The organism is Liquorilactobacillus nagelii DSM 13675, from assembly GCF_019444005.1.
In the GTDB taxonomy this organism is placed as follows: Bacteria; Bacillota; Bacilli; order Lactobacillales; family Lactobacillaceae; genus Liquorilactobacillus; species Liquorilactobacillus nagelii.
The window spans coordinates 532,196-553,880 of sequence record NZ_CP049304.1 but is presented as its reverse complement, the minus strand read 5'-3'; the positions used below and the strand labels follow the sequence as shown (position 1 = coordinate 553,880).

General features: G+C 34.8%; 25 protein-coding genes. 7 read left to right on the top strand and 18 right to left on the bottom strand.

Features of this window, described 5'->3' with window-relative positions:
* The first annotated feature begins 242 nt into the window (after positions 1-242).
* The gene (locus G6O73_RS03000; protein WP_057885840.1) at positions 243-926 is read left to right on the top strand and encodes a DUF4145 domain-containing protein; all 684 of its coding nucleotides are present in this window, start codon (positions 243-245) and stop codon (positions 924-926) included.
* On the opposite strand, the gene G6O73_RS02995 is transcribed toward G6O73_RS03000, so the two are convergent.
* Complete coding sequence (locus G6O73_RS02995) at positions 927-1,160, bottom strand: hypothetical protein (protein WP_057885839.1); 234 nt, start codon at positions 1,158-1,160, stop codon at positions 927-929.
* 14 nt (positions 1,161-1,174) lie between these two features.
* Positions 1,175-1,504 carry a DUF771 domain-containing protein gene (locus tag G6O73_RS02990; RefSeq protein ID WP_057885838.1) on the bottom strand — a complete coding sequence of 110 codons (330 nt, stop codon included), beginning with the start codon at positions 1,502-1,504 and terminating at the stop codon, positions 1,175-1,177.
* Between the two features lie 88 nt (positions 1,505-1,592).
* On the opposite strand from G6O73_RS02990, the gene G6O73_RS02985 reads away from it, so the two are divergent.
* A complete protein-coding gene (locus G6O73_RS02985; protein ID WP_057885837.1) occupies positions 1,593-1,985 on the top strand; it encodes a hypothetical protein in 393 nt (130 codons plus the stop codon).
* Here the strand turns inward: G6O73_RS02985 and G6O73_RS02980 are convergent.
* On the bottom strand, positions 1,972-2,205 hold the full coding sequence (locus G6O73_RS02980) for a hypothetical protein (RefSeq protein WP_219935198.1): 234 nt from the start codon (positions 2,203-2,205) through the stop codon (positions 1,972-1,974). The genes G6O73_RS02985 and G6O73_RS02980 overlap by 14 nt on opposite strands.
* Positions 2,198-2,917, bottom strand: coding sequence for an ORF6C domain-containing protein (locus G6O73_RS12730; protein ID WP_057885835.1), 720 nt, complete (start codon positions 2,915-2,917; stop codon positions 2,198-2,200). Before G6O73_RS12730 ends, G6O73_RS02980 begins: the two co-directional genes overlap by 8 nt.
* A 72-nt stretch (positions 2,918-2,989) precedes the next feature.
* Between G6O73_RS12730 and G6O73_RS02970 the strand changes: the two genes are divergently transcribed.
* Positions 2,990-3,259 carry a hypothetical protein gene (locus G6O73_RS02970; RefSeq protein WP_057885834.1) on the top strand — a complete coding sequence of 90 codons (270 nt, stop codon included), beginning with the start codon at positions 2,990-2,992 and terminating at the stop codon, positions 3,257-3,259.
* 6 nt (positions 3,260-3,265) lie between these two features.
* Here the strand turns inward: G6O73_RS02970 and G6O73_RS02965 are convergent, their stop codons facing one another.
* Both G6O73_RS02965 and G6O73_RS02960 read right to left on the bottom strand, forming a co-directional pair.
* Positions 3,266-3,523 carry a hypothetical protein gene (locus G6O73_RS02965; RefSeq protein ID WP_057885833.1) on the bottom strand — a complete coding sequence of 86 codons (258 nt, stop codon included), beginning with the start codon at positions 3,521-3,523 and terminating at the stop codon, positions 3,266-3,268.
* Positions 3,524-3,608: 85 nt separating this feature from the next.
* Positions 3,609-3,842 carry a helix-turn-helix transcriptional regulator gene (locus tag G6O73_RS02960; protein ID WP_057885832.1) on the bottom strand — a complete coding sequence of 78 codons (234 nt, stop codon included), beginning with the start codon at positions 3,840-3,842 and terminating at the stop codon, positions 3,609-3,611.
* A gap of 150 nt (positions 3,843-3,992) precedes the next feature.
* Here G6O73_RS02960 and G6O73_RS02955 point away from each other — a divergent pair, with 150 nt between their 5' ends.
* The 4 genes from G6O73_RS02955 to G6O73_RS02940 all read left to right on the top strand — a co-directional run bounded on the left by G6O73_RS02955 (position 3,993) and on the right by G6O73_RS02940 (position 8,653).
* Positions 3,993-4,694 (top strand): helix-turn-helix domain-containing protein, encoded by a 702-nt coding sequence (locus G6O73_RS02955; RefSeq protein ID WP_057885831.1) that lies wholly within the window; start codon positions 3,993-3,995, stop codon positions 4,692-4,694.
* 149 nt (positions 4,695-4,843) lie between these two features.
* Positions 4,844-6,517 (top strand): AAA family ATPase, encoded by a 1,674-nt coding sequence (locus tag G6O73_RS02950; protein WP_057885830.1) that lies wholly within the window; start codon positions 4,844-4,846, stop codon positions 6,515-6,517.
* A gap of 20 nt (positions 6,518-6,537) precedes the next feature.
* The gene (locus G6O73_RS02945) at positions 6,538-7,407 is read left to right on the top strand and encodes a DNA adenine methylase (protein WP_057885829.1); all 870 of its coding nucleotides are present in this window, start codon (positions 6,538-6,540) and stop codon (positions 7,405-7,407) included.
* 103 nt (positions 7,408-7,510) lie between these two features.
* Positions 7,511-8,653, top strand: a complete 1,143-nt coding sequence (locus G6O73_RS02940; protein WP_057885828.1) for a tyrosine-type recombinase/integrase — start codon at positions 7,511-7,513, stop codon at positions 8,651-8,653.
* 187 nt (positions 8,654-8,840) lie between these two features.
* Here G6O73_RS02940 and G6O73_RS02935 read toward each other — a convergent pair whose 3' ends face one another.
* The 12 genes from G6O73_RS02935 to G6O73_RS02880 all read right to left on the bottom strand — a co-directional run bounded on the left by G6O73_RS02935 (position 8,841) and on the right by G6O73_RS02880 (position 21,684).
* A complete protein-coding gene (locus G6O73_RS02935; protein ID WP_057885827.1) occupies positions 8,841-9,146 on the bottom strand; it encodes a YjcQ family protein in 306 nt (101 codons plus the stop codon).
* A gap of 76 nt (positions 9,147-9,222) precedes the next feature.
* Positions 9,223-9,786, bottom strand: a complete 564-nt coding sequence (locus tag G6O73_RS02930; protein WP_057885826.1) for a YfbU family protein — start codon at positions 9,784-9,786, stop codon at positions 9,223-9,225.
* Positions 9,787-9,908: 122 nt separating this feature from the next.
* Complete coding sequence (locus G6O73_RS02925) at positions 9,909-11,162, bottom strand: LysM peptidoglycan-binding domain-containing protein (protein WP_057885825.1); 1,254 nt, start codon at positions 11,160-11,162, stop codon at positions 9,909-9,911.
* 4 nt (positions 11,163-11,166) lie between these two features.
* Positions 11,167-11,550 (bottom strand): hypothetical protein, encoded by a 384-nt coding sequence (locus G6O73_RS02920; RefSeq protein ID WP_057885824.1) that lies wholly within the window; start codon positions 11,548-11,550, stop codon positions 11,167-11,169.
* A complete protein-coding gene (locus tag G6O73_RS02915; protein ID WP_057885823.1) occupies positions 11,547-11,837 on the bottom strand; it encodes a hypothetical protein in 291 nt (96 codons plus the stop codon). The genes G6O73_RS02920 and G6O73_RS02915 overlap by 4 nt, the downstream gene beginning before the upstream one ends.
* Before the next feature lie 260 nt (positions 11,838-12,097).
* Positions 12,098-12,241, bottom strand: a complete 144-nt coding sequence (locus G6O73_RS02910; protein WP_083478498.1) for an XkdX family protein — start codon at positions 12,239-12,241, stop codon at positions 12,098-12,100.
* Entirely contained in the window at positions 12,241-12,534 is a 294-nt protein-coding gene (locus G6O73_RS02905; protein WP_057885822.1) for a DUF2977 domain-containing protein, read from the bottom strand. The genes G6O73_RS02910 and G6O73_RS02905 overlap by 1 nt, the downstream gene beginning before the upstream one ends.
* Positions 12,535-12,544: 10 nt before the next feature.
* Entirely contained in the window at positions 12,545-13,303 is a 759-nt protein-coding gene (locus tag G6O73_RS02900; protein ID WP_057885821.1) for a hypothetical protein, read from the bottom strand.
* A complete protein-coding gene (locus tag G6O73_RS02895; protein ID WP_057885820.1) occupies positions 13,293-14,807 on the bottom strand; it encodes a metallophosphoesterase in 1,515 nt (504 codons plus the stop codon). The genes G6O73_RS02900 and G6O73_RS02895 overlap by 11 nt, the downstream gene beginning before the upstream one ends.
* Before the next feature lie 15 nt (positions 14,808-14,822).
* A complete protein-coding gene (locus G6O73_RS02890; protein WP_057885819.1) occupies positions 14,823-16,526 on the bottom strand; it encodes a phage tail protein in 1,704 nt (567 codons plus the stop codon).
* Entirely contained in the window at positions 16,526-17,287 is a 762-nt protein-coding gene (locus G6O73_RS02885) for a hypothetical protein (RefSeq protein ID WP_057885818.1), read from the bottom strand. The genes G6O73_RS02890 and G6O73_RS02885 overlap by 1 nt, the downstream gene beginning before the upstream one ends.
* A complete protein-coding gene (locus G6O73_RS02880) occupies positions 17,287-21,684 on the bottom strand; it encodes a phage tail tape measure protein (protein WP_057885817.1) in 4,398 nt (1,465 codons plus the stop codon). The genes G6O73_RS02885 and G6O73_RS02880 overlap by 1 nt, the downstream gene beginning before the upstream one ends.
* Between the last annotated feature and the right edge of the window lies 1 nt (position 21,685).

Genomic DNA, 21,685 nt, shown 5'->3' with positions numbered 1-21,685 from the left:
TTGCGTAAGACCACCTCCAAGATAATCATCCAAACTGTAGGGATGATAAAGATTGAGTAGAACCCTACTGCTTGCCAACCATCGACACCAAAGTACTCATGAAATTTTCTTATCACGATTACTCCTCCAAACCATACGAAATAATAGAACATAGTCTAAACATTTTTACATTGCTAGCTTAGTTAATATAGAGTATATTTTGTCATGTAATTAATGCATAAAAATGAAAGGATGCTTTTATATTGAAAACAAGAGAACAAACATTTAATCTTAACCTTAATAACTACAGAAACTCCAAACTCAAAATACTTGATATATGTCCTAATTGTGGTGTTAGTAACAACCCAATTAATAAAAATTGGGGTAGCATAACTATCAATCAAACCTTAGTCACATTTTTTTCTCACGAATGTACTAGTTGTCAAAAAAAACATTTCAGTATTCAAAGAATTTTCCCTGATAACACAGAACAAACTAAACTGCTCACTTTTTGGCCACAAGCTTCTTCTAGACAATTTAATAAGTTACTGGTTGAATTCTCACCTACTTTCATCTCCATGTATCATCAAGCCGAAGCAGCTGAATTACATAATGATTTCGAAATTGCTGGTATAGGCTATCGTGCTGCCGAAGAAATTTTGATAAAGGACTATGCATTAAAGATACTAAACCAGCCAAAAGAGGAAATTTCCAAAATGAATCTTAACAATTCAATATCCAAGTACTTTAAAGATGATAATGCGGCTCAAGTTGCCACAGATGTTGTACGAATCAATGGTAATGATTATGCTCATTGGGATAAACCTGAAAACTTTGATGCTGAGCTTAAGCTTGTTGAATTAAAAAACTACCTTGAGATATTTATCCAGATAATTTTAGTCAAGCTTATGCTTCTTAATCCTCCCGTCTCCAGAAACAAAAAATAATTATAGTTCGTATCTGAATAGTAAATTTCCATCTAAGTCCCAGTAAGTTTTTACTAACTTTACCGGACTTTTTTTTGTCCCAAATCCAACACGATGTGTAGTACATATTACTTTTTCAATTGACAAATTATCGATCAATGTTTTTTGTAGATTTTCAGCAACATTTAGCTGGTTTTTATAAAAATTTAGTTGATCATTTAATGTTTTGATTAATTCAAATTCCTTTTGTTTCATTCGCTCACCTCATTTCACTTAGTTGGTAACTCGGCATCCCAATCTATCCGAGTAAAATTTTTTTCAATCCATCTAGCTGCTAATCTCGCTCTGATTTGATAACTTTTTCCATAGATACACCAACCATTTAGATTATTCTTCCCATATTCAATTTCATTCCTAAAGGGCTTTAGTATGAAATACACGACCCACCGCCGATCACGATTAAAGCAGCAAGCTTTTTTAAATTCCATAATTGACCAGGTTCTACCTTCAACATTACTTTTGATGAAATTTGAGATTGTGTCTTGCAATTGTTCTTCTAAAAGTTTATTTATTTCCCTTTCATTAATTAATGTAGGCATAAACACTCTCCTTTCTATTCTTCGATTAGATTTCCCATTCCTCCACTACAAATATTTGATATAATCATCTCGAAAGGAGGTGATTAATATGGACGAAATAGATCAATTTGTACCGATGCTATCCCACTTATTACAAAAAGCTATGGGTCATGCTCGAAATGCTAAGAGAACTCTTTTTTTAACCGGAAATGAAACTTATAAATATGAAGCAGCATCTTCTTATGCAACTCTTGCTTATTCAGACTTCCAATCATTTTGGCTAATATCAAAAACACACGAAACTTTGGATAGATATGAATTTGATGACTTAATGCCCCAAGTAACAACTTTTTGCGATGAAATACTAGAAAATTTAGCAACTAATCACTCTCAGCAATGGTCTGACATTGAATACAAGCGACTTGTACAAACTGTTTACCCTGTTCAACAACTTTTAAATACCGATGCCTTAACCGATGAAGAAATTGCTACTTTAAATTAAGTAAATCTTCAACATCAGTTTTAATAGCATCAATAATTTTTCTGTCTGTTATCCCCATTTTTTTAAGATGAGAAATAGTTGTTCGTTCTAAAATATCTTTTTCATCAATCATTTTTGAAGAGCTGTGTTCCTTGCTACTCCCAATAGCTTGGAACACATTTTTAATTTCTTCTGTGTTCCCTTCAATAGTTAATTTCATGTAATTTTCCCCTTCAAACATTCATAGAAATCTGTGAATTTGCTTTTATAATCTCTTGCTGTAGTTCAAACGGTGGATACCAGTTCTTTGTAAACTCAATCGCATCTTTAAACTTCTCTATTGACGTATCGTTATACCTATCCTGCATAAACACTTCCTTGAATGATTTAAAAAGGCTGCTATACGTTCTTTGGCGCAAATTCTTATCACCGTAAGCATTTGTATCTTTTCCACCTAAAATCGTGACAATCTTTTTATTTCGCTCTTGAGTAAATTTATAAGCAAGGTTACCTGGTAAACCCATTAGCTGTTTTATTTCTTTGACGTCTTTCTCCAAAGTTGAGTACCCTTTCGCAACAAGACTGATCTGCTCAGGCAAAGATAACGGTCTCTGATTCGTGACGCTAAAGTAGTTTTCCTCTAGCTCGTCATACATATCCCAAGCTTGATCTGTTCCCAGCATTTTCGAATGACGACTTGCTCCGCGTTTTGTCCAAAGGATTAAATGACTTGCAAACTTATTAATAGGCAAGTCGATATTTTCGACCTGGCTCTTAAATTGTTTTAATTCTTCTCCTGATAGTTCAAAATAGTGTGTACCTTCAACAAATTTGTTTTTATTGTTTGCAAAATTTTGTTTAATCCGCTGAGGGCTTACGCCATAAAAGACCGCTAATTGTCCAGTAGTTAAAATTAATTCATCTTTGAATTCAACTTTTTTTATTTCATTCATACTAAACTTACCTTTCATTGTTAAAATTTTAATAATATAATTTAGTTATTCTTAACGAAGGGAGGGTACGTTATGGATTCTGTAATTATCACTTTAATAAATGGTGATCATTTATCAGTTGGCTTCAAAACAAAAGTTTATGCATGGAAATCAGACAATGCTACTAAAGAAGCTGGCTTCTATGCTACTAGTATCTGCGCTGAATCTAGATTTGATGGAGACTTGCTCAGTACTTCAGACGGACGAGTTGGTCTACAAGGCTTGCTTGGAATAGCCGACTGGTTTTCACTAGATCCTGCAGGACCTTTATATAGAACATCTGCGATATTGAGTATCAGCTAGATTTTCTTAGTGTTTATTGATTTTCTGAGCCATTGCTGCTTGCTTAACTATCTCAATCATCCGTTCATTGAGATAGCGTTCTACTTGATCAGTAGTCGTATATCTAGGATCACTGCTATGAAGTTCCTGTAAAACTTCTGAGTAGTGATCTTTTTTGCCATAAATTTCTGTTAAAAGATTATTAGCTGCTAAATCGATTTGTTTCGTTAAATTGGTGGCGGCTGTTTTCCTTTTTTTTGCAAAACCAACACTAAATTTATCCATTTGAATCACTTCCTTCTATTCTGCAACTTTTATTTCTTGTTCAATCATTTCGACACCTTTATCGAAATAAAATCATCCATTTCATTTATCCCTCTTTTATCTTTTTGCTTTGTTCACAAAGCGTGTACTTTCTAGGCAAAAAAATTTCTTCTATGCCTAATCCAAAATGCTTAGCAATATCAAACATCTCATAAATTTTAAATTGCGTTTTACCGTTCTCTTTATTTCGATAAGCTGCTTCGCTTATCCCAATTAATTTTGCAATCTGTTCCTGTGTTTCATTTTTCTCTTTTCTTAAAGCAACTAGCTTATATTGCATCCATATTCCTCCTTCCTACATCTATATAGTACACATTTTGTGAACACAAATCAATAGTAAAATGTAAAAAAGTTCACTTTTCGTGATTTTTTTATTGACTATTAACAAGAGTACTTTTATCATAAAGATATGAAAAGAGGTGCATAAAATATGGATTTAGCAAAATATGCTGGAAATGTAATTAGAAAATTACGTGAAGACAGAAAATGGACACAAACTGATTTAGCTGAAAAAGTTGGTATTGGCAAAAGTGCTATTGCCAATTATGAAGCAGGGACAAGAGCACCCAAACAAGATATATTATTTTCACTAGCTAACTTGTTCGGGGTTAGTATAAATAACTTTTTTCCTCCGATAAATAATAAAAATAAAAACATCGTTTCAATATATGAACAACTTGAATCCAACAGAAAAAGTAATGTTTATAAGTTTGCAATCGATCAACTTAATAAACAAAATGGCATTTCTGAAATGTCTAAGAAATATATTGTTAATAATAGATGTACTGCTGCAGGCACTCCAATCGACGGTGATTATGAAGATGCTCAGCAAGAAATAGTCGTCAGAAATGAAGTTCCACGGGGTGCCGATGAAGTGGTAACAATTGCCGGCGATTCAATGCAACCTCTTCTCATGCGAGGCTCTCAAGCCTTTGTCCACTATCAACCAGTTCCTGATTATGACGGTCAAATTGTGATTGTTTCAATTAAGGACATTGGCGTTACATGCAAAAAAATTTATCGTGAAGATGGAAAGATTAGATTAAAATCAATTAACGAGAAGTATTCAGACATGATCTATCCGGCACAGGACGTACGTGTAATTGGTAAAGTTATTACACAAAAGAAATAAGCCCTAACCTATCACCTTGGGGGGGAACAGATTAGAGCTTATAAATTATCCGTTTTCATTCTAGCATGATTCGGATATTTTTTATACATATAAAAGTAATTTTTATGATATATTTAAATTGATATTAAAATTTTTGGGGGCATTTTTACATGAATGAATTCAAGCCAAAAAACAAGTTAGGTTTATCTGACAATAAGAAAATGATTATTAAACGTATATATGGCATAGATATACAATACTTTAGAAAATTTAAAAACCAGAGAATAAATCTTGGAAAAAACGTAACTGTTATATTCGGAAGAAATGGAACTTTAAAATCAACTGTCATGGGATTAATAGCACAACCCTTCAGAACGAAAAAAGAAGATATATTTAAAAAGAAAATGCAAACAAAATTTTCAGATGTGTTTAAGCTTTCCACTAAAACTGATAAAAACACCTATTCCTATGATATTAGAATGACTATTAACAATAATTTACATTTAAAAGAACCTATACCTCTTTATCCCGAAAAAAAGCCAGGTACTGATGAAATATCTCGATTTCGATTAGTTCCAAGTGGTCGAGCACAGGGAGACGGTTATTTTAATTTGCCTTCTGTCTTTACAAAACTTGACAGACTGTATCCTTTAGTCAATACCATGCTAGCAAATACAACCCAAGAAGATATTTATACCAAACAAGAAATTAAATTTATAGGTGACTTCTATAAAAGCGTTTTACTACGCCCTGATTTTTCAAGTATTGATTCTTTTGACGCTACATCTAAATCTTTTATAAAACACACTCTCGGCCCGTCAAATTCTTATTACGATATTAATACTATTTCCAGTGGTGAAGATAACATGAGCTCTTTTGTGAATACTATGATATCGTTTCAACGCATTGCAAGAAAAGATCAATTAACTGGAATATGGTCAATTGATGAAATTGAATCCAGTTTACATCCTGTTGCACAAGTTAATCTATTTGATTATCTTATTAATTGGTCAAATAAATATAATGTTCAAATAGTTTTTAATACACATTCTCTTTATTTAATTCAACATGCTATTTCTCAGAAAAAGTTCATAGAAAAAGGATATCTGAAAATTAATGAAATAACTTCTGAGTATATGAAAGATGATGAACTTGGAGTTATTGAAAATCCAAATTACTCTGAAGCCTACTCCGAACTGACATTATCTCCACATACAAAAGATGATATATCCACACAAACAAATGTTAATATTTTTTGTGAAGATAAGGTAGCAAAGAAATTTTTATCAGCCTTATTACATAATAGAAAAATAATGAGACATGTTAAATGGCAATTTGATGTTAATCCTGAAGAAAGAACAGGAACATCGTATGTATTACTACACAAGTTATGTATCAATTATCCCTCTATTCTTGAAAAAGTTAATGGTATAGTAATAGCAGATGCTGATGCGGCAGATGCTGATAAGAAAATAAAATCGAGCTTTATTCGCCACTATACGATTCCAAGTATTAAAGGTTATCCTTTAGAAAAAGAATTAGTATACTGGATCCTTTCGTTAAGCGGAGATGACACTTTTTTCAAGGATATTAGAAAAAGTAAAAACGTATTCAAAAATGATTTCAATAGTTTTAATCTACCAATTGATATAAAAGGAGTTAATAATGATACAAGTGGAATTGGAAAATACAAAGCATGGTATGAAAATAATTTACAAGAAAGTAATAAAATAAGAACAAGATACATACGCAAAAATAAAAATATTTTTGAAAATTTTATCAAGACTATCTACAAAGATATTTCAGAGTTAATGAAGAAAAATGGAATCATAATTGATAAATAATTTTGAAAGGAGAAGCAAATATGCCTACAACAAAATCTCCCCTTCGTTATCCAGGAGGAAAAACACAGTTAGCTTCCTATGTTCAACATTTAATTGAATTAAATAATTGTTCGGAAACTTATATTGAAACCTTTGCAGGCGGTTCAGGTGTAACTTTATATCTTCTTGAGAATAACCTTGTTAAACAAGCTGTTATTAATGATTATGATAAGTCGATTTTCTCCGTTTGGTTTTTTATTCTTAATTACCCTTCTGAACTTATTAATAGGATAACCAATACTAATATTTCTATAGAAGAATGGCACCACCAAAAAGAAATACATGAATTATTTAAGGACGATCCTTTTTCAATTAATAATGCTTTTTCAACTCTCTTTCTAAACAGAACGAATGTTAGTGGTGTTATAAATGGTGGACCTATGGGTGGGAAAAATCAAACTGGAAAATATAAAATAAATTGTAGATTCCTTAAAGATAAGCTAATTCAAAAAATAGAAACTATTACAAAACTAAACAATCGAATTCGTTTATCACGATTGGATGCAAAAAAATTCATTTCTAATGAATTAGGTCACTATAATCCAACAAATACCTTTATATTTTTTGATCCACCCTACTTCAAACAAGGGAAGAATTTGTATTTGTCATTTTGTTCCAACAAAGAACATGCGTCTTTGGCAAAAGCCATTTTAAAACTTGAAGGATATAGATGGATAACAACATATGATCAAGCACCCGAAATCCTCAATCTATACAAAGATAACTCTCAATCATTTGAATATTCTTTAAATTATTCAGCAAATAAAAAAAGAGTTGCTAAAGAATATTTATTTGCAAGTCCTGTTACTAAACTTGAATCTTTTGGCAAAATTGAATTAAAACAAATATAAAAACACATCCCGCCCCGACCAAAGTTTGAGATGTGCCTGTCAAATATTAACTAAGGTGAAATACACCCTTTTTATATTTTAAATTAAGAAAGGAGCAATTGCAATGGCCAGTATTCGTAAGAAAAATGGCAAATATCAAGTTCGAGTTAGCTGGTACGATGATCAGAACAAGCGACACTTTAAAACGAAAGCTTTCATAAAAAAAAGTGACGCTACTTCATATGCTAGTGAACTAGAAGTTCTTAAAAGTAAAGACTTCATATCCGTTGATTCTAGTACACCCTTCGCTGAATATTTTTGGAATTGGTTCGAAACATATAAAGAGCCAAGTGTATCTGAACGAACAAAGTTAACCTACAAACAAGCTTACAACGCTTTAAATAGTCGTTTAGGCAAAATAGCGATTGAAAATATTGATCGCAGAAAGTACCAGATGTTTATCACCACTTATGGCAAACACCATGCTAAATCGACTGTATCTAAATATAATTCCTTAATTCACGCTTGTGTTAAAGATGCAATCTATGATGGTGTCATATCGAAAGATTTCGTACAAAACACCAATATTGTCTTTAATAAAAAAAAGACCCGTGTCATCGACTATTTAAACATCGACGAAATGGACCGCCTAGTAAATCATATTTTAAAAACAAGGAACTCCAATTTCACATCAAAATACATGATTCTACTAGCAATTTATACCGGTGCTCGTTTAGGAGAACTGCAAGCACTCACATGGAAAGATGTTAACTTCAACTTTAGAACGATTAGCATCACTAAGTCCTGGCATGAGGGACTGCAAGAATTCAAAGATACTAAAAATGAATCTTCTAAAAGAGTGGTCCGTGTTAATGAATCAGCCCTAACCGTCCTAAAAGATTTAAAAGTGAAAAACAATGACATGATTTTTAAAAATCAATATAACACTATCCCCACATCTTCGGGTGTTAACAAGACACTTAGAGAGTGTTTAACAGCTTGTGAGATAGACAAGCCTAGTCTGCATTTCCATTCACTCAGACACACTCATGTAGCTTTCTTGTTATCAAAAGGGATAGATTTATATATCATCTCTAAACGCTTAGGTCATTCAGATATTTCTACAACAAGTCGTGTGTACTCTTATTTGATAGACGAATATAAGATGAAATCTGACAACAAAATTGAAAGTGTTCTATCAACAATCGGTGCACCAAGTGCACCAAAAGTGCACCAAACTTTTAAAAGTAGACGTAAGATAACGTAAAACAAATTGTAAGAATGCCGTTAAATCAACGTTTTAAACACCCTTCAATTATCTGAAAACAGCAAAAAAAGGAGAGTACAGGTCTCCTTATTATCTTTATAAGTACTGCAATAAGAGTATTTTAATTTATTGACTATCTCTTTGACTATCTTTATCTAGAAAAGTTTATTACATATAGCACATAATTCTATTCTAAGAATTTTTTTATTCCATTAATTGTTTTAAACCCCTTCGCTACCTTACCCCATGCTGAATTATCTTTTAAAAACTTCTCACCTTTTTCAGTAATAACCGCATCGGTTGTTTCAAATTGACCGTCGTAATAAAAATTACTGTTTTGTACATAATCTAGTGTTTTTAATGAATTTGTGACGTTACTGAAATCGTCTCTTTCTACATCAAAATCTTTAGCATAAAAACTATTTTCACCATTTGACATTTTTTTCAAAATTATATATCGTAATTTCTTCTGTTGCTTTAAAGATAAGGACATCTATATCACTTTCCTTAATATTTTCAATTAATTTTAGTACAAAAATAAGCATGTCTAGACAGCATTAGCAATATTATTAATAGCTTAATTCAAAAACATCTTTCAATTGGTTTAAATTCAAAATTCCACCATTTTTATTTTCATCTTCATATTGTTTGAATTTTAAAGTCATTTTAGAATATCTACTTAAAGTATTAGAATGAGAGTTAACGTCTTTCGTTTTACCAGAGTTTTTATATAAAACATATTGGTATCTACCCATCTCATTAATAAAGAAATTACAGTAACCATAATAATTTATTTCATCATTCCCATCAAACCCTGGAAACTTTAAATTGCTGCTATCAAATAATTCTTTATCTTCCTTAGGCAATTTCTGATAACTTAAATATCCTCTATCATACATATATAAAACTTGATTTACAAACTCTGAAACCTTTTCATCCACTACTGACTTATCTAAATAGTTGAAAATTTCATCATATAGTCCTTCGTATCCCATTTGTAAAATTTCAATATAATTATCGAATTGAGTTTCATCGTAATACGTAACGCCTCTACTTGGAGAAACTTTGTCTAATCTTTTCAAAATTATAAATTGATTGATTAAATTTAAACGTTGATAGGCTGTTAATTTCATATATGATTACTTCCCTTTTAATTTATTATTTAAAACGATTACATTATAACACCTTTAACTTCAAAAAGTTTATAACACAAAAAATAAGCCTACCCGAAATTAATCGAGCAGGCTTGTTTTTGCTATTTAACTCTTAAATATTGACCAACGTAAATCAAATTAGCATTTTTCAACCCAGATAAACTTTTAATCTGACTAACAGAAACACCATACTGGCTAGCAATACCTGAAACAGTATCGCCCTTTTTAACCATGTAGTAGACTTTCGAACTCGTTGCCGCGGATCCGTTGACCTTTAAGACTTGACCAGGATAAATCGTATTATAAATACTCTTACCATTCAAACTAGCTAATGTGTACATCGAAATACCATAGCGATTTGCAATTGCCCACCAGGAATCACCAGACTTCACAGTGTATGTTCCAGTTGTCTGGCTAAATACATTCGAACTAGTCAGCTGTACATCTTGCGCTAAGGCCCAGCCCATCGGTGTGCTTCCTTTGTAAAGTAAAACCGCTTGGTTAGACTTACTTAAAACTAAATCTTGCGTGTCTTTAATCGTATAAGTCTGACCCTTTGCGTAACTGGCAATATTTACTCTAGGTTGATACCACTTTGTTGCTGACTGCTTTAAAACAACCGTTTGACCAACATTAAAACCTTGCTTACGTGTATCATTATTAAGTTTATTGTTTTGCGTTTTAGCTTCGGACCCAAACCACCAGGATACTGATTTCCGATTAGTATCAACTAACGAACTATCTAGTGAGGTTGCAAAAGCTACCGAAGATTGATTATCTTTATTTTGCCATAGATCATAATTTCTCGGATTTGGCCAAGAACCTTGGTAAGCCGCTAACCAGTAGCCGTCAAATTTATCAATCAGTGTTTGACCAACGTAAGAATCAGCAAAGTTTCTATACGAATAAAAGACTACATGTTTATTAGTCAATGACTTCATCTCATCTAACCATGCTTGTACTGCTGCTTGGGTAGTCCCATATTTTACAGTATTTTCTTCAAAGTCTAATACATAGAACTTTGTATTCTTGTCAGACCGATTGTAGAAGTCCTTAGCTTCCTGACGTGCATCATCTGCTGAAATAAATCGCGCATAAGCGTATTGTCCGTATGGAATACCAACTTTGTCAGCCATATTCGTATTGTATGAAGCATACTTATCAATATAGTTGGATCCGTACTGCTGGCGGATAATCAACCCGCTGACTTCTGACTTAACATTTTTGAACTGCTGCTCCGTTTTCTGACCTTGCCATTCTGACATATCATAAACTGGTAAGGTGTCTGCTGAAGCTAATTGAGTGCATAAAAAAAGAGTAGCTGCTGCCACTCCTACTCCGATTAGTTTCTTCATTTAATTAAGCCTCCTTGTTTGGTGTATCAGTTCCAACGATATTTGCATCAGCATCCAAAATAATTCCAAGTGAATTAGCCTTAGAATTAGTCTTCGCTTCTGTCAACTTGTCGACCACCAAGCTAATCTCATCAATCTTCTTTTCAATTCCAGATGTATCAACTGACTTTGAAGCTTCAGTTAAAGCTTTATTACCAGTAAAACTTCCAGCAAATCCCAAAGCTGAACTTAGTAGTAAACCGATAATAATCACGTCCGATTGACTAAAAATCACATGAAAGACATATTTAGCTGTTAGCACAAACAGTACAATCATAAAAGTAGCTAACTGGACCCAAAACGATGGCTTGTTTATATTTGCTACCAACATTTTCTTAAATTTCTTCATTTTACTTTTTCCTCCAAATCCGTAATTTTCAAATTGTGTTCCAACAACATTTTCTCATGCTGATCAAGCAATTTATCTTGTTGAGCTTCACGTTTTTCAAGAGCGTTAATATTCTTTTGTTGTGTGTCATTCACTGTTTTTAAGTCATCACGAATGCCATCCATTGGTTCTTTTACATACCTTTTTAAAAGATTTCTCCCTATAAACCCAAATGAACCAAACACTGCTCCAATTATAACTGTGATTGAAGCCCATTCATCCCAACCAAGCCCTAAAATTCCATGCACATCTAATCACCTTTTTCCCAAACAAAAAGCACCTAGCGTTTTTTGCTAAGTGCTTGCCTATTTTAAATTTTAAGTTTCTACAAAATTACCCATGTCAATCTAATCAAGAAAAACAAAATTACCCATAAAAGTAAGCTCGGGAGCAACGAATATTTTAACCCTCTGAAAAGTTCCATTTTGCTTCCTCCTCATTTGATACACTTTAAGCATAGTCCACATAAGTTAAGTAATTATGTTGTTCTTGTAAAGGTTCAGTAAAATTATACAGTCGCGGGCGTGGCTGTCTTAGCCGCTTTGATAGCTGTTTCTTCATCACCAGTTAGCATTCCAGCTGAAACAAAAATATCTAAGTCAGCATCAGTATATAGTCCAAGCAAATAATATTGTTTAATGTAATCAGCCATTAAGATGCACTCCCTTCCATTTTAGTTACTTTTTCAGTCAGGGTCGCAATTTGAAGCAAAAGATTGGCATTGATTGTCTGCTGTGACGTTGGTTTTGTCGATGGGCTTATAGTAGGTTCAGTATAATTAGGATTGACACTGATTGCGCCATTTTCATACAGATAGTATCTTGATCTAAAGCTTTGCACAAATCCGTCCGGCAAAATACTTTTATCTATTCTGGTTGAATCAGATATGTCACCAACTAAAGCGTATCCGGTTATCTCATAATTTTCGTTTACTAAAATATTCATTTTTATGCTCCTAACGGGTACCGTATATTTTTTTTAAGACGATTTTGAATGTTGAACTTGCTGAAATACTACTATCACTATTTTTTATATTAAAAGCAAATTGATCCGTTAGATTAAAACTTGTACTGCTTAAAATCGTGAGGTCACAATTTACAAAAGTCATGTAGTCAAGCCCGTCTGCCACATTAAAACCAGAAAGTGTATATTTTCCTGTTGCTGCTGGAATAAAGCAAGAATATCTCTGCCCAATGGATGTAGCATAATCAATTTTTAGTTGCTGAAAATGCCCGAATGACTCCTTGACAGTTTGAGTAGTCGAAACATCCGATAACGAACCGTCAAAAAGTGTGACAACCGTGCTACTCTCAACCCAGTCCACATTTTTAGTTAAATCAGCAGGAGCCGATGGCACATGTATCAGTTTTATCCATGTCCGATTAATTGCGCATTCTGTATACACAATTTTTTTTCGAACTGAGCCATATACCGTTACATCGATAGTAGCTTCAGAGGCTGCGTTAGCCTCTGGTGGAACATTAGTAAGGCCTGAACCGCAATAAAATCCCGGTGAAAGAGAAAAAACATCTGTATTTGCGTCAAGCGACTTTCTAGTTTGAAAAAGGTTAAGATTATTAACGTATAGATCCCATGGCATAAAGCCAGCTTCGCCATTATTAGGCAAGCCGTGGACATCTTCACCTGTATCACCTTGATGAAGCGATATTGCATTTTTTAAATATTTTATGTCTCTATCAATATCAGTACTCATATTGATAATCACTTCCTATCCCGAAACGATTAAAATTAACTTTTCGATTAGTTGTATCAATTTCAATTACATCAAAGGCGTATTGGTCAATGGTTCCAAGTGTGTCAGCTGTTGTGTAGGTGTTTTGGCTTGAGTCTCCTCGGTCTGCCGCTAAAAAGCATGTACGAGTAACCATATTAACGCCCTCTATTGTCTGCACTTCTTTATCTCGATGTTGGTGACCTGTAACGACACCAGCTAAAATTCCTTTTGCATCTGTGAAATCAACTGAAACCGTCGCTGGAACATCCGCTACTGTCCCTGTTCCAGAATAAGTTGACTTGGCAACATATGCTGCCAATATTCCTTCGAGCAATTCGTGATTGATAGATGCATTTTCAACTGTATTTCCAAAAAAGCCTTGAAGCGGTGCATGATTGGTGATTAAAACAGTATATCCATTGGGGACAGTTGAAAGTGAATTAATTAAAAAATCTAATTGACTCTGCTGAAAAACTGACCATTGCCCAGTTGGATATTTTAAAGTAATACCATCGTCAGTATATATTTCTGGATTATCAAACCCCGCAAGAGATATAAGTCTTATTTTCTGATCAGCATAATCTTTATAAGCTGCAAAATCTTTACGATTTTCACCAAAAGAATTGTTGCCATAATCATATATTTGCAAAAGTTCGCTTCTTGTTATTGCGGCCCCCTTGGTTTTATCCCAGACTTGTCCACTGTCATGGTTGCCGATAGTTATAAATAAATCTGTATCTAGTAACGCCGCTCTTGCAGTTGAAACCAGTTGATTATTGCGACGCAAGTTAATATCATGTCCCTCATGACCATGGACGTTATCTCCATTCAATACTGCAGCATTAACAATGCCATTAAACACACTCATATTACTTAAATCAAAAATTGATAGTGGAGGTGCATCAACATAATCACGTTCAGGGTAAGTTTTAAAAGTTCCTTCATCATTCGTCCCCTTGCCGTAGTGAATATCAGTTAAAAAGAGTAACTTAAAGCTATTTCCCTGATTTATTTGTGCCGCAAAACTTTTAAGAGCTTGAACTGACCCTGGCACATTGTAATCTTGAAGCATCCCATATTTTAATGGTGTATACGCAATATCTGACTTGATGGGTAGTGCATCTAATCTTTCTTTTAATGTTGAAAAAGTAGTATCATTTTTGTCAGTTCTAGCATCTTTAACTTCACTTAAATCTTCATCTTTATCAGCAGCTGAAGCAATAGCTGTATCAATTCTACTTACCGCAGAAGAAATAGCATCATCTGAACTGTCTTGCCTAACAGTTAACTTATCAGCTACTGCTAAAATATCTGCTTTATCCGCCCCTGACAATTCGACAATTCTAGCAATCGTTTCCCTAACATCAATTCCATACTTTTTTTGACGAATATATCTTGCTAGTAGTCTGTGAAGACCATCAACTTGAGCCGCATCAACCGGATCATTAAATGGTACAGGTGTTGAATCACTGTATTCAGTCAAAATAATCATTCCTTTCTATGCCGCTACCGGCAATTTAGTGAATCTCTTCGTCCCAGTTGGTCCCCAGCCGCCGGATACGCTAATATCTGCCAACCAATTTGAATCATTAAACATGGCTAACAGTTGATGAAATCCTTTTTCAATATTGTCGTAACCCTCTAAACACCAAGCATCGAACGTCGATTGAATGTACTGCAATAGCCCGATTGACGGGTGTCCTGCTTGCGCATTTGAATCAGTTGTATTAACTATCGTTTCACTGCCACCCGACTCTTGCTGAATACGAGCTTTGATGGTAGCTAGTGAATTCTCTGTCAAAGTGACTTCCATCAAGTAAGCCGCGTATTTAATGACCGGTGTCCAATCGCCGTTGACTGGTTCAGTAGCCACACCTGGTGCCGTATTGGAATTAACTTTCTTGGCAAGTTCATCCAGTGTTTCAGAAATCTTAGTATTGTCGTCTGACAAAGTCTTGATAGCATCTTGTTGTTTATCAATTGTTTCTTGAGCTTTTTTAATCGTGTCGCTCAAAGTTACAATCTTATTTTGCTGAGCATTCAGCTTACTGTTTAACTGACTAACTTCTTTAGCAGCTTTTTGATTTTCTAACTGATATTGACTTAGACTAACCGTTGAATCTCCAATAGTTAAACTACTAGTCTGTGGTTTAGTAAAATCAATATCTTTTTGAATCACTCTTAAATACTGCTGTTTAGCCACCAAATCATTTGCAAAACGATATCTATCAGACACCTTAAAGCTTTCAAATCGACTATTCAGTAATTCAACCGCTTCAATACTCCATGTTTCAGTAGCTGCCTTTTGGCTAGCTATCCAAGCTTTTGCTTTAGTTAGCAAAATACTCGCATCGTTAACATCTTCCCAAGTTTGAGTTCCATTAATGATGCCAAATTCACTTTGTAAATCAGGAATATCTAGATAGTCTTTTCCATTATTGACACTTGAAATAGTTACTCTTGGATATGCTGCCGAAGTGTTATTCTCATCAGTTGATTCAATAGTTGCACCCAATGGAACTAGTCTGGTAATGATTGACGTTGAGTCAATACCAACACTGGATGATTTAAGATTTTTGCCTAACAAAATAGGAGTATCATTTTGATGATTACTCCCAGGATTTTGCAAATAATCTAAATAATTGCCGTCTGATTCAATTCTTAACACCAAATAGCCACCTAAGCGATCCAGCAATTTATCTTTGATCGTGTCATAGGTCGTTTCATACTCGACATAGCGATAAACATTATCAGTTGAGTTAGTAACATCAACTTTTCCAACTTTGAATTGTTTATAACTTGGTACTTGCGAATTATGAACATCAATTAAATCACTAAAAAACTGTGCTGGTGTGGTATTGTGAACCTCTTTAAAACGCTGAACAGAATCATATAGATAGCTTAAAATTGATTCAAAAGTAAATGTCTGTTGAAAAAGACCTGCACTTGTCATCGCTCTCGTTGGTTTCAACGCTCGACCGCGAAAAATTAACTTGCTGTCTTGTAAAATATTAATGTGCGTCTGAAACGGCTCAACTTTACCGAACAACGGGTTTTTGATATTCACTGTTAATTCAGCATTATCAATTCCAGATTCAACCAAAGTCAGCTTTCCAGCTGACAACAACTTGTTCATGCTTAAGTCAAAAATAACCTTACCGACTGAATCGGTAGGGCTATTAAATGCAACAATTCGATACATCAAATCATCACCTCTTTGTAGAATTCAAAATTAATCGTTCCTGACCCATTCAAAGTCAATTTATTTTCTCCAACGGCAAGTGTTAATTGAGTATCAGTATATGTTCCAGTAGTTAATGTCATCGAGCCAAAATCACCGGTTATTGAAACAGTACCAGTTACTACTATCTTGACCTCTGCCGTATGACTTCCAATATTAATCAAATTAATACTTTGAGTACCATTAACCGTGAAACTAGTATCTTGAAACACCCAATTTGGAAAGAATACATCATCCCAGATGTCACTACCCTCGGCACTATTCCCAATTGCAAATGGATAGCAACTAAAGATAACAGTTGCTGTTAAAGATTGGTAATTAGCATCGTCAGTAACTGTTACTGATTTACATTTACCAAGCCAATGAAGTCCAGGTTCATGACTATCAAATAAAGCTTGCGTGCCAAGTGGCATTAACATTCGTTTAATTTCATTTTCAATAACTTTACGCTCATCATACCTATTCCCAATATTTTTAAATTGATAAGTAATATCACGATTATCAAAAAATCTATCAATTCCAAGCGTTGAAAAGTCTAAAATACCTTGACTGTACGGAATAGTTTCCGTGATCTCTTTTTCACTTGGAGTTGGTGCTGATCTATCCATTAACCACCAACCTTTTTCAGCAGAATCAAATGAGCCAAAAGTAATTCGCTCTATTGGTTGAGCTTGGTTGTCTTTTGAATTAACTAAAGTATCTGCAAAGCTATATTGACTCATTAACCCCACCTCTCACTGTTTTGCACTTTTTGTCCAAGTGCATCATTCATTTTATCTGAAATCTTACCAACTAACGTTCCATCATCAAGAACGATGAATTGACTTTTATTAACTAAAGCTTTTAATAATTGGTTAGTATTTTCTAGTGCCAACTTATTCTCAGCTTGTTGACCAACAACACTTTGGCTTAAAACTGAACTCCCATTAAACTTGAAATCCAACGGATTGTTAGAAACTGAATCTCTAATATTTTGAATCATTGACCCCATGGCATTAACAGCAGTACCTTGGTAATCAGTAATACCGGTTGCAACACCTAAACTTAAATATTTACCAACTTCATCACGTAAAAGTCTTGACGGTGAATGAATTTTAGCTTTCTTTTTAGCTTCAGCATTAACTTGAGCTACTAAGCTGGCCATAGCCGCTACTGCCGAACCAGTGTTTGACCTAATTCCAGAAGCAACACCTGCTGCCATTTGAGCACCAACCGAATGAAATGAAACACCACTGGCACCACTTTTAGCTGCACTAGCTAAAGCTTTTCCAGCAGACCTAGCCGAACCAGTTTTAGACCTAACACCCGAAGCATACGAGCTTCCAGCTGAACTACCAGCTGAATGATAGGAACTTTTTTTCGAACTAGCCCCTGATTTACCGGCACTAGCTAACGATTTACCAGCCGATTTAGCTTTACCGGAATTAGATTTAACGCCACTTGAATATGAGCTACTGTTGGATTTGCCAGCACTTGAATATGAACTTTTTGAACTTTTAGCACCATCTGCTCCAGCTTTAGCCACTGCTTTACCAGCTGTCTTAGCTTTTCCTTTTGAGCTTTTAGTTCCACTCGCATAAGCATCCCCATTGGATTTACCAGCTTTTTTGTGTTTCGAAGTGTCTTTGGCTCCTGATGATGATTGATCAGCTAAATATTTACCAGCACCTTTAAAGTTTCCTGATTTTAAAGCATTGATGAAGCTTGTTTTTCCTTTATCACCTTGTTTAAACATCCCAGGTGGCAAAGTATTTAGTCCATTCGTTCCATCTTTTGCAATTGCTGCTGCTATTTGTGCAGTTGTTGCTTTACCACTTGATAAAGCTTGAACTAAATTAGTAACACCTTTAGTTCCTGATTGTTGAAGCATTAACGCAAAGGCTTGCATTTGCTGACCAGTGTTATTGTTCATTTGCATGAATGATAAGAACATAGCTTGTAATTGCTGTGTTGTTACATTCCCCATACTCTTTAAGCCATTGGACCAAGTAGTAAAAGTTAACTTAGACCCATTAGCAATTGCTAAATTCATTTGTGTTCCGAACTGTTGCTGTTGAGCTAGCAGTTGTTGATTTTGAGTTTGCTGTTGAACTAACTCTTGCTGTAATTGAGCTTTAACAGTTTGGTCTTGAGTTTGAGCAATCTGTGTTTTAAGCTGTTTAATTTTGTCTTCGCCAGTTTGAACTTGTTGTGCTCTTAACTGATAATTAGATTGTAAGGTAGTAATTGTCGCTTGCTGTTCAGTCTGACTAAGTTTCTGACCGTTTTGAATCCGTGATAATTCAGCTTGAGTAAAGATTTGATTTTGTTCAATCAATTTTTGTTTGATCAAGTTATTTTGTTGAGTCAAAATATTAACTTGGTCTTGAGTCATTGCAGTCCCATCACTAAAACGTTTCGCTTTTAATTGCCGATCTAAATCTTGTGTAATATTAACTAGATTTTGACTATTTTTACTTGTTGCATTAGCCAATTTTTGATTAGCTTCGTTAACGGCTTGCACACGTGCTGAACCTGTTTCTTTTTCAGCATTAACCATCGCTGTTTTATAATTGTTAGAAGCCGTTTGAGCATTCTTTTGATAATCATCTAACGTTTTATTAACATCAGTTAAAAACGTCTTAGTTTTGGTGGAAACACCATCAGTATTGATTAAATCAGATAACTTAGTTTTAGAACTCTCAAAATCTGATTTCATCTGTTTAGCAGCATTACCAACTTCTTTAACTGAAGTAGCAGCTACTTTAACTTGCTTGCTAGATGTCTCTGATGATTTTCCGAGTTGACTAAATGCATCATAACCAGTTTTACCGGCATCAACAAAAGCATCCCCCATATCGACAACTGAATCTTTAGCACCATCAATTGATTTTTTAGCTTTGTCAAAAGCCGCACTACCATCTTTCCCACCAGGTATCATTTTTTCAATGAAACCTTCCATCGCATATCCTGCGGCCATTGCTGTATTCGCGATAGCACCCAATGCATCAACAACTAATCTTAAAGCTGTTGCTAAAGCAATGGTTGCAATTACAATCGCACTGATAGCTGACGCACCAACAATCGCTAAGATTCCTTCAAGCAATTTGCCGATTGGTCTTAAAGCATTACCGATTGCGCTAATCGACGGACTCATTGAACTAAACATTGACTTAATACCGCTAATAGCTGTAGTTACCACACCGCGAATATTCAAAAAGTTGCTTGACCAAGCCACGTAAATAGCAGTGGCCACAACTGCAACAGCAGCAGCAACTATTACTAAAGCACCTAATGAAGCACCTAATCCTGCTGCTGCAGTAGCTCCCGACATCATACCCGAACTTAATCCTTCAGCACCTCGACCAACAGTACCAAGTGCTGTACCGTCTTTCATGACAGTATTGGTTAAAGCTGCGATTGTTTCATCACTAGCTCCAGCAGTGCTAAGTAATTTATAAAAAACTTGATTGACAGAACTAGCACTATTTTTAAAACCATTGATCGCTACTTGTGGATTAGTAAATGCTGAAGCTAAAGCAGAACCAGTCGATTTGGCTTTTCCTGGCAATCCAGTTAAAGCTGTCCCAATACCCTTTAATTTGCTGATAAAAATAGTTCCACCTTGTTCACTCATCAAAGCATTGTTAAATGAATTTAAATTAACAACTCCAGATTTAAGTGCGGACCCAAATGTTTTGAATGTTCCATTAGTAAAACTAAATGCCGTTTTACCAGCTGAACCAGTCATGATTAATCCACGTTGAACTAAACTTAAATCAGCTTGCATGGTTTCAAGCATTTTAACTGTACTTGCTCCACCTGCTCCAATACCTTTAAAAGCTTCTAAAGCTACTAGACTTGGTAAAACAACTTTTAACGCACTACCAACCGTTGTTAGTGATGGCGCTAGTTTTAGGAAACTGCTTGCTAATTCAATTGCTTTTTGAGTATTTTGTTGAATTTCAGTTCTGTTCTTTTTCAGATAATCAGTAAATTCAGCCACTTTCTTTGAAGCTGCATCAACACCAGATTTTAACGTTCCGCTAAATGTTTCTTCGATAACAATTGATAAAGATTCTAAAGCACCAAAGAACTGTTCTACTGAACTAGCTAAGTCATTTTGCATGGTTTTAGCCATTTTAGCAGCAGCACCATCTGAATTTTTTAGCTGACCGGTAAGCTTTTGTAATTCACCACTTTGAGCGCTTAACAAAACATTCATCGCTCGGCCACCCTGGACCCCATAAATTTCAGATAAATAATACTGCTTCTGTTTATCAGTCATACCCGAAAGTTTAGATTTTAGTTCATCTACTTGGGTAGCTAAAGGCTTCATCTTACCAGCTGAATCATAAGCACTAAAGCCAATTTTAGACATTGCTTCTTTAGCTTCATCACTTGGATTCTGCAATTTAGTTAAAGCCATAGATAAGTTTGAACCTGCTTGCGTACCCTTAATTCCGGCGTTACTCAAAATACCAATAGCAGCTGATGTTTCTTCTAGACTTAAACCGGCGGCATGTGCTTGTGGAGCAACCATTTTTAACGCTTCACCCATATCTGAAGCTTCAGCATTAGTCTTAGCAGCTGCTTCGGCAAAGACATCAGCCACATGACCAGAATCTTTAGCAGATAACCCGAACCCACGTAAAGCAGTAGCTGCATCTTCAGCGGCTTCTCCAACATTCCCACCTGATACAGCAGCTAGGTTCATAACACCTGGGATAGCCGACATGATTTGTTTACTATCAAACCCAGCTGATGCTAAGCTTTCCATACCTTCAGCAGCTTGTTTAGCACTAAACGCAGTCTTAGCACCCAAGGTTATTGCTTCATCGTTTAAGCCTTTCAATTGTGTTTTAGATGCTCCAGAAATAGCACCAACTCGGCTCATTTGATGTTCAAACGTAGCACCAGTTTTCAAACTAGCTGCAGCCATTGCCGCTAAAGCAACTGTGCCAACTTTAAGTCCAGTAGATACCAGTTTAGAGGATTTATTAACTGCATCAGTTGAACTCATTGAACTATTTTTCATCGAAGTATTAAATTGCTTATATTGTGCTTCAGCTTCTTTAAAGGCCGCAACAAATTGGCCAACGCTAGCCGTCAGGACCGCCTTAGTTGTATATTCGTCCATT

What these genes read in the sequence shown, in the direction of transcription:
- G6O73_RS02985 (WP_057885837.1), top strand. Translation starts at nt 1,593, where the DNA reads ATGGACGAAATAGATCAATTTGTACCGATGCTATCCCACTTATTACAA.
- G6O73_RS02930 (WP_057885826.1), bottom strand. Translation starts at nt 9,786, where the DNA reads ATGAAATTAACAGCCTATCAACGTTTAAATTTAATCAATCAATTTATA.
- G6O73_RS02945 (WP_057885829.1), top strand. Translation starts at nt 6,538, where the DNA reads ATGCCTACAACAAAATCTCCCCTTCGTTATCCAGGAGGAAAAACACAG.
- G6O73_RS02885 (WP_057885818.1), bottom strand. Translation starts at nt 17,287, where the DNA reads ATGAGTCAATATAGCTTTGCAGATACTTTAGTTAATTCAAAAGACAAC.
- G6O73_RS02900 (WP_057885821.1), bottom strand. Translation starts at nt 13,303, where the DNA reads ATGAGTACTGATATTGATAGAGACATAAAATATTTAAAAAATGCAATA.
- G6O73_RS02905 (WP_057885822.1), bottom strand. Translation starts at nt 12,534, where the DNA reads ATGAATATTTTAGTAAACGAAAATTATGAGATAACCGGATACGCTTTA.
- G6O73_RS02965 (WP_057885833.1), bottom strand. Translation starts at nt 3,523, where the DNA reads ATGGATAAATTTAGTGTTGGTTTTGCAAAAAAAAGGAAAACAGCCGCC.
- G6O73_RS02960 (WP_057885832.1), bottom strand. Translation starts at nt 3,842, where the DNA reads ATGCAATATAAGCTAGTTGCTTTAAGAAAAGAGAAAAATGAAACACAG.
- G6O73_RS02995 (WP_057885839.1), bottom strand. Translation starts at nt 1,160, where the DNA reads ATGAAACAAAAGGAATTTGAATTAATCAAAACATTAAATGATCAACTA.
- G6O73_RS02970 (WP_057885834.1), top strand. Translation starts at nt 2,990, where the DNA reads ATGGATTCTGTAATTATCACTTTAATAAATGGTGATCATTTATCAGTT.
- G6O73_RS02950 (WP_057885830.1), top strand. Translation starts at nt 4,844, where the DNA reads ATGAATGAATTCAAGCCAAAAAACAAGTTAGGTTTATCTGACAATAAG.
- G6O73_RS02880 (WP_057885817.1), bottom strand. Translation starts at nt 21,684, where the DNA reads ATGGACGAATATACAACTAAGGCGGTCCTGACGGCTAGCGTTGGCCAA.
- G6O73_RS02910 (WP_083478498.1), bottom strand. Translation starts at nt 12,241, where the DNA reads ATGGCTGATTACATTAAACAATATTATTTGCTTGGACTATATACTGAT.
- G6O73_RS02920 (WP_057885824.1), bottom strand. Translation starts at nt 11,550, where the DNA reads ATGAAGAAATTTAAGAAAATGTTGGTAGCAAATATAAACAAGCCATCG.
- G6O73_RS12730 (WP_057885835.1), bottom strand. Translation starts at nt 2,917, where the DNA reads ATGAATGAAATAAAAAAAGTTGAATTCAAAGATGAATTAATTTTAACT.
- G6O73_RS02925 (WP_057885825.1), bottom strand. Translation starts at nt 11,162, where the DNA reads ATGAAGAAACTAATCGGAGTAGGAGTGGCAGCAGCTACTCTTTTTTTA.
- G6O73_RS02955 (WP_057885831.1), top strand. Translation starts at nt 3,993, where the DNA reads ATGGATTTAGCAAAATATGCTGGAAATGTAATTAGAAAATTACGTGAA.
- G6O73_RS02940 (WP_057885828.1), top strand. Translation starts at nt 7,511, where the DNA reads ATGGCCAGTATTCGTAAGAAAAATGGCAAATATCAAGTTCGAGTTAGC.
- G6O73_RS02890 (WP_057885819.1), bottom strand. Translation starts at nt 16,526, where the DNA reads ATGTATCGAATTGTTGCATTTAATAGCCCTACCGATTCAGTCGGTAAG.
- G6O73_RS02990 (WP_057885838.1), bottom strand. Translation starts at nt 1,504, where the DNA reads ATGCCTACATTAATTAATGAAAGGGAAATAAATAAACTTTTAGAAGAA.
- G6O73_RS02980 (WP_219935198.1), bottom strand. Translation starts at nt 2,205, where the DNA reads ATGTTTGAAGGGGAAAATTACATGAAATTAACTATTGAAGGGAACACA.
- G6O73_RS02935 (WP_057885827.1), bottom strand. Translation starts at nt 9,146, where the DNA reads ATGTCCTTATCTTTAAAGCAACAGAAGAAATTACGATATATAATTTTG.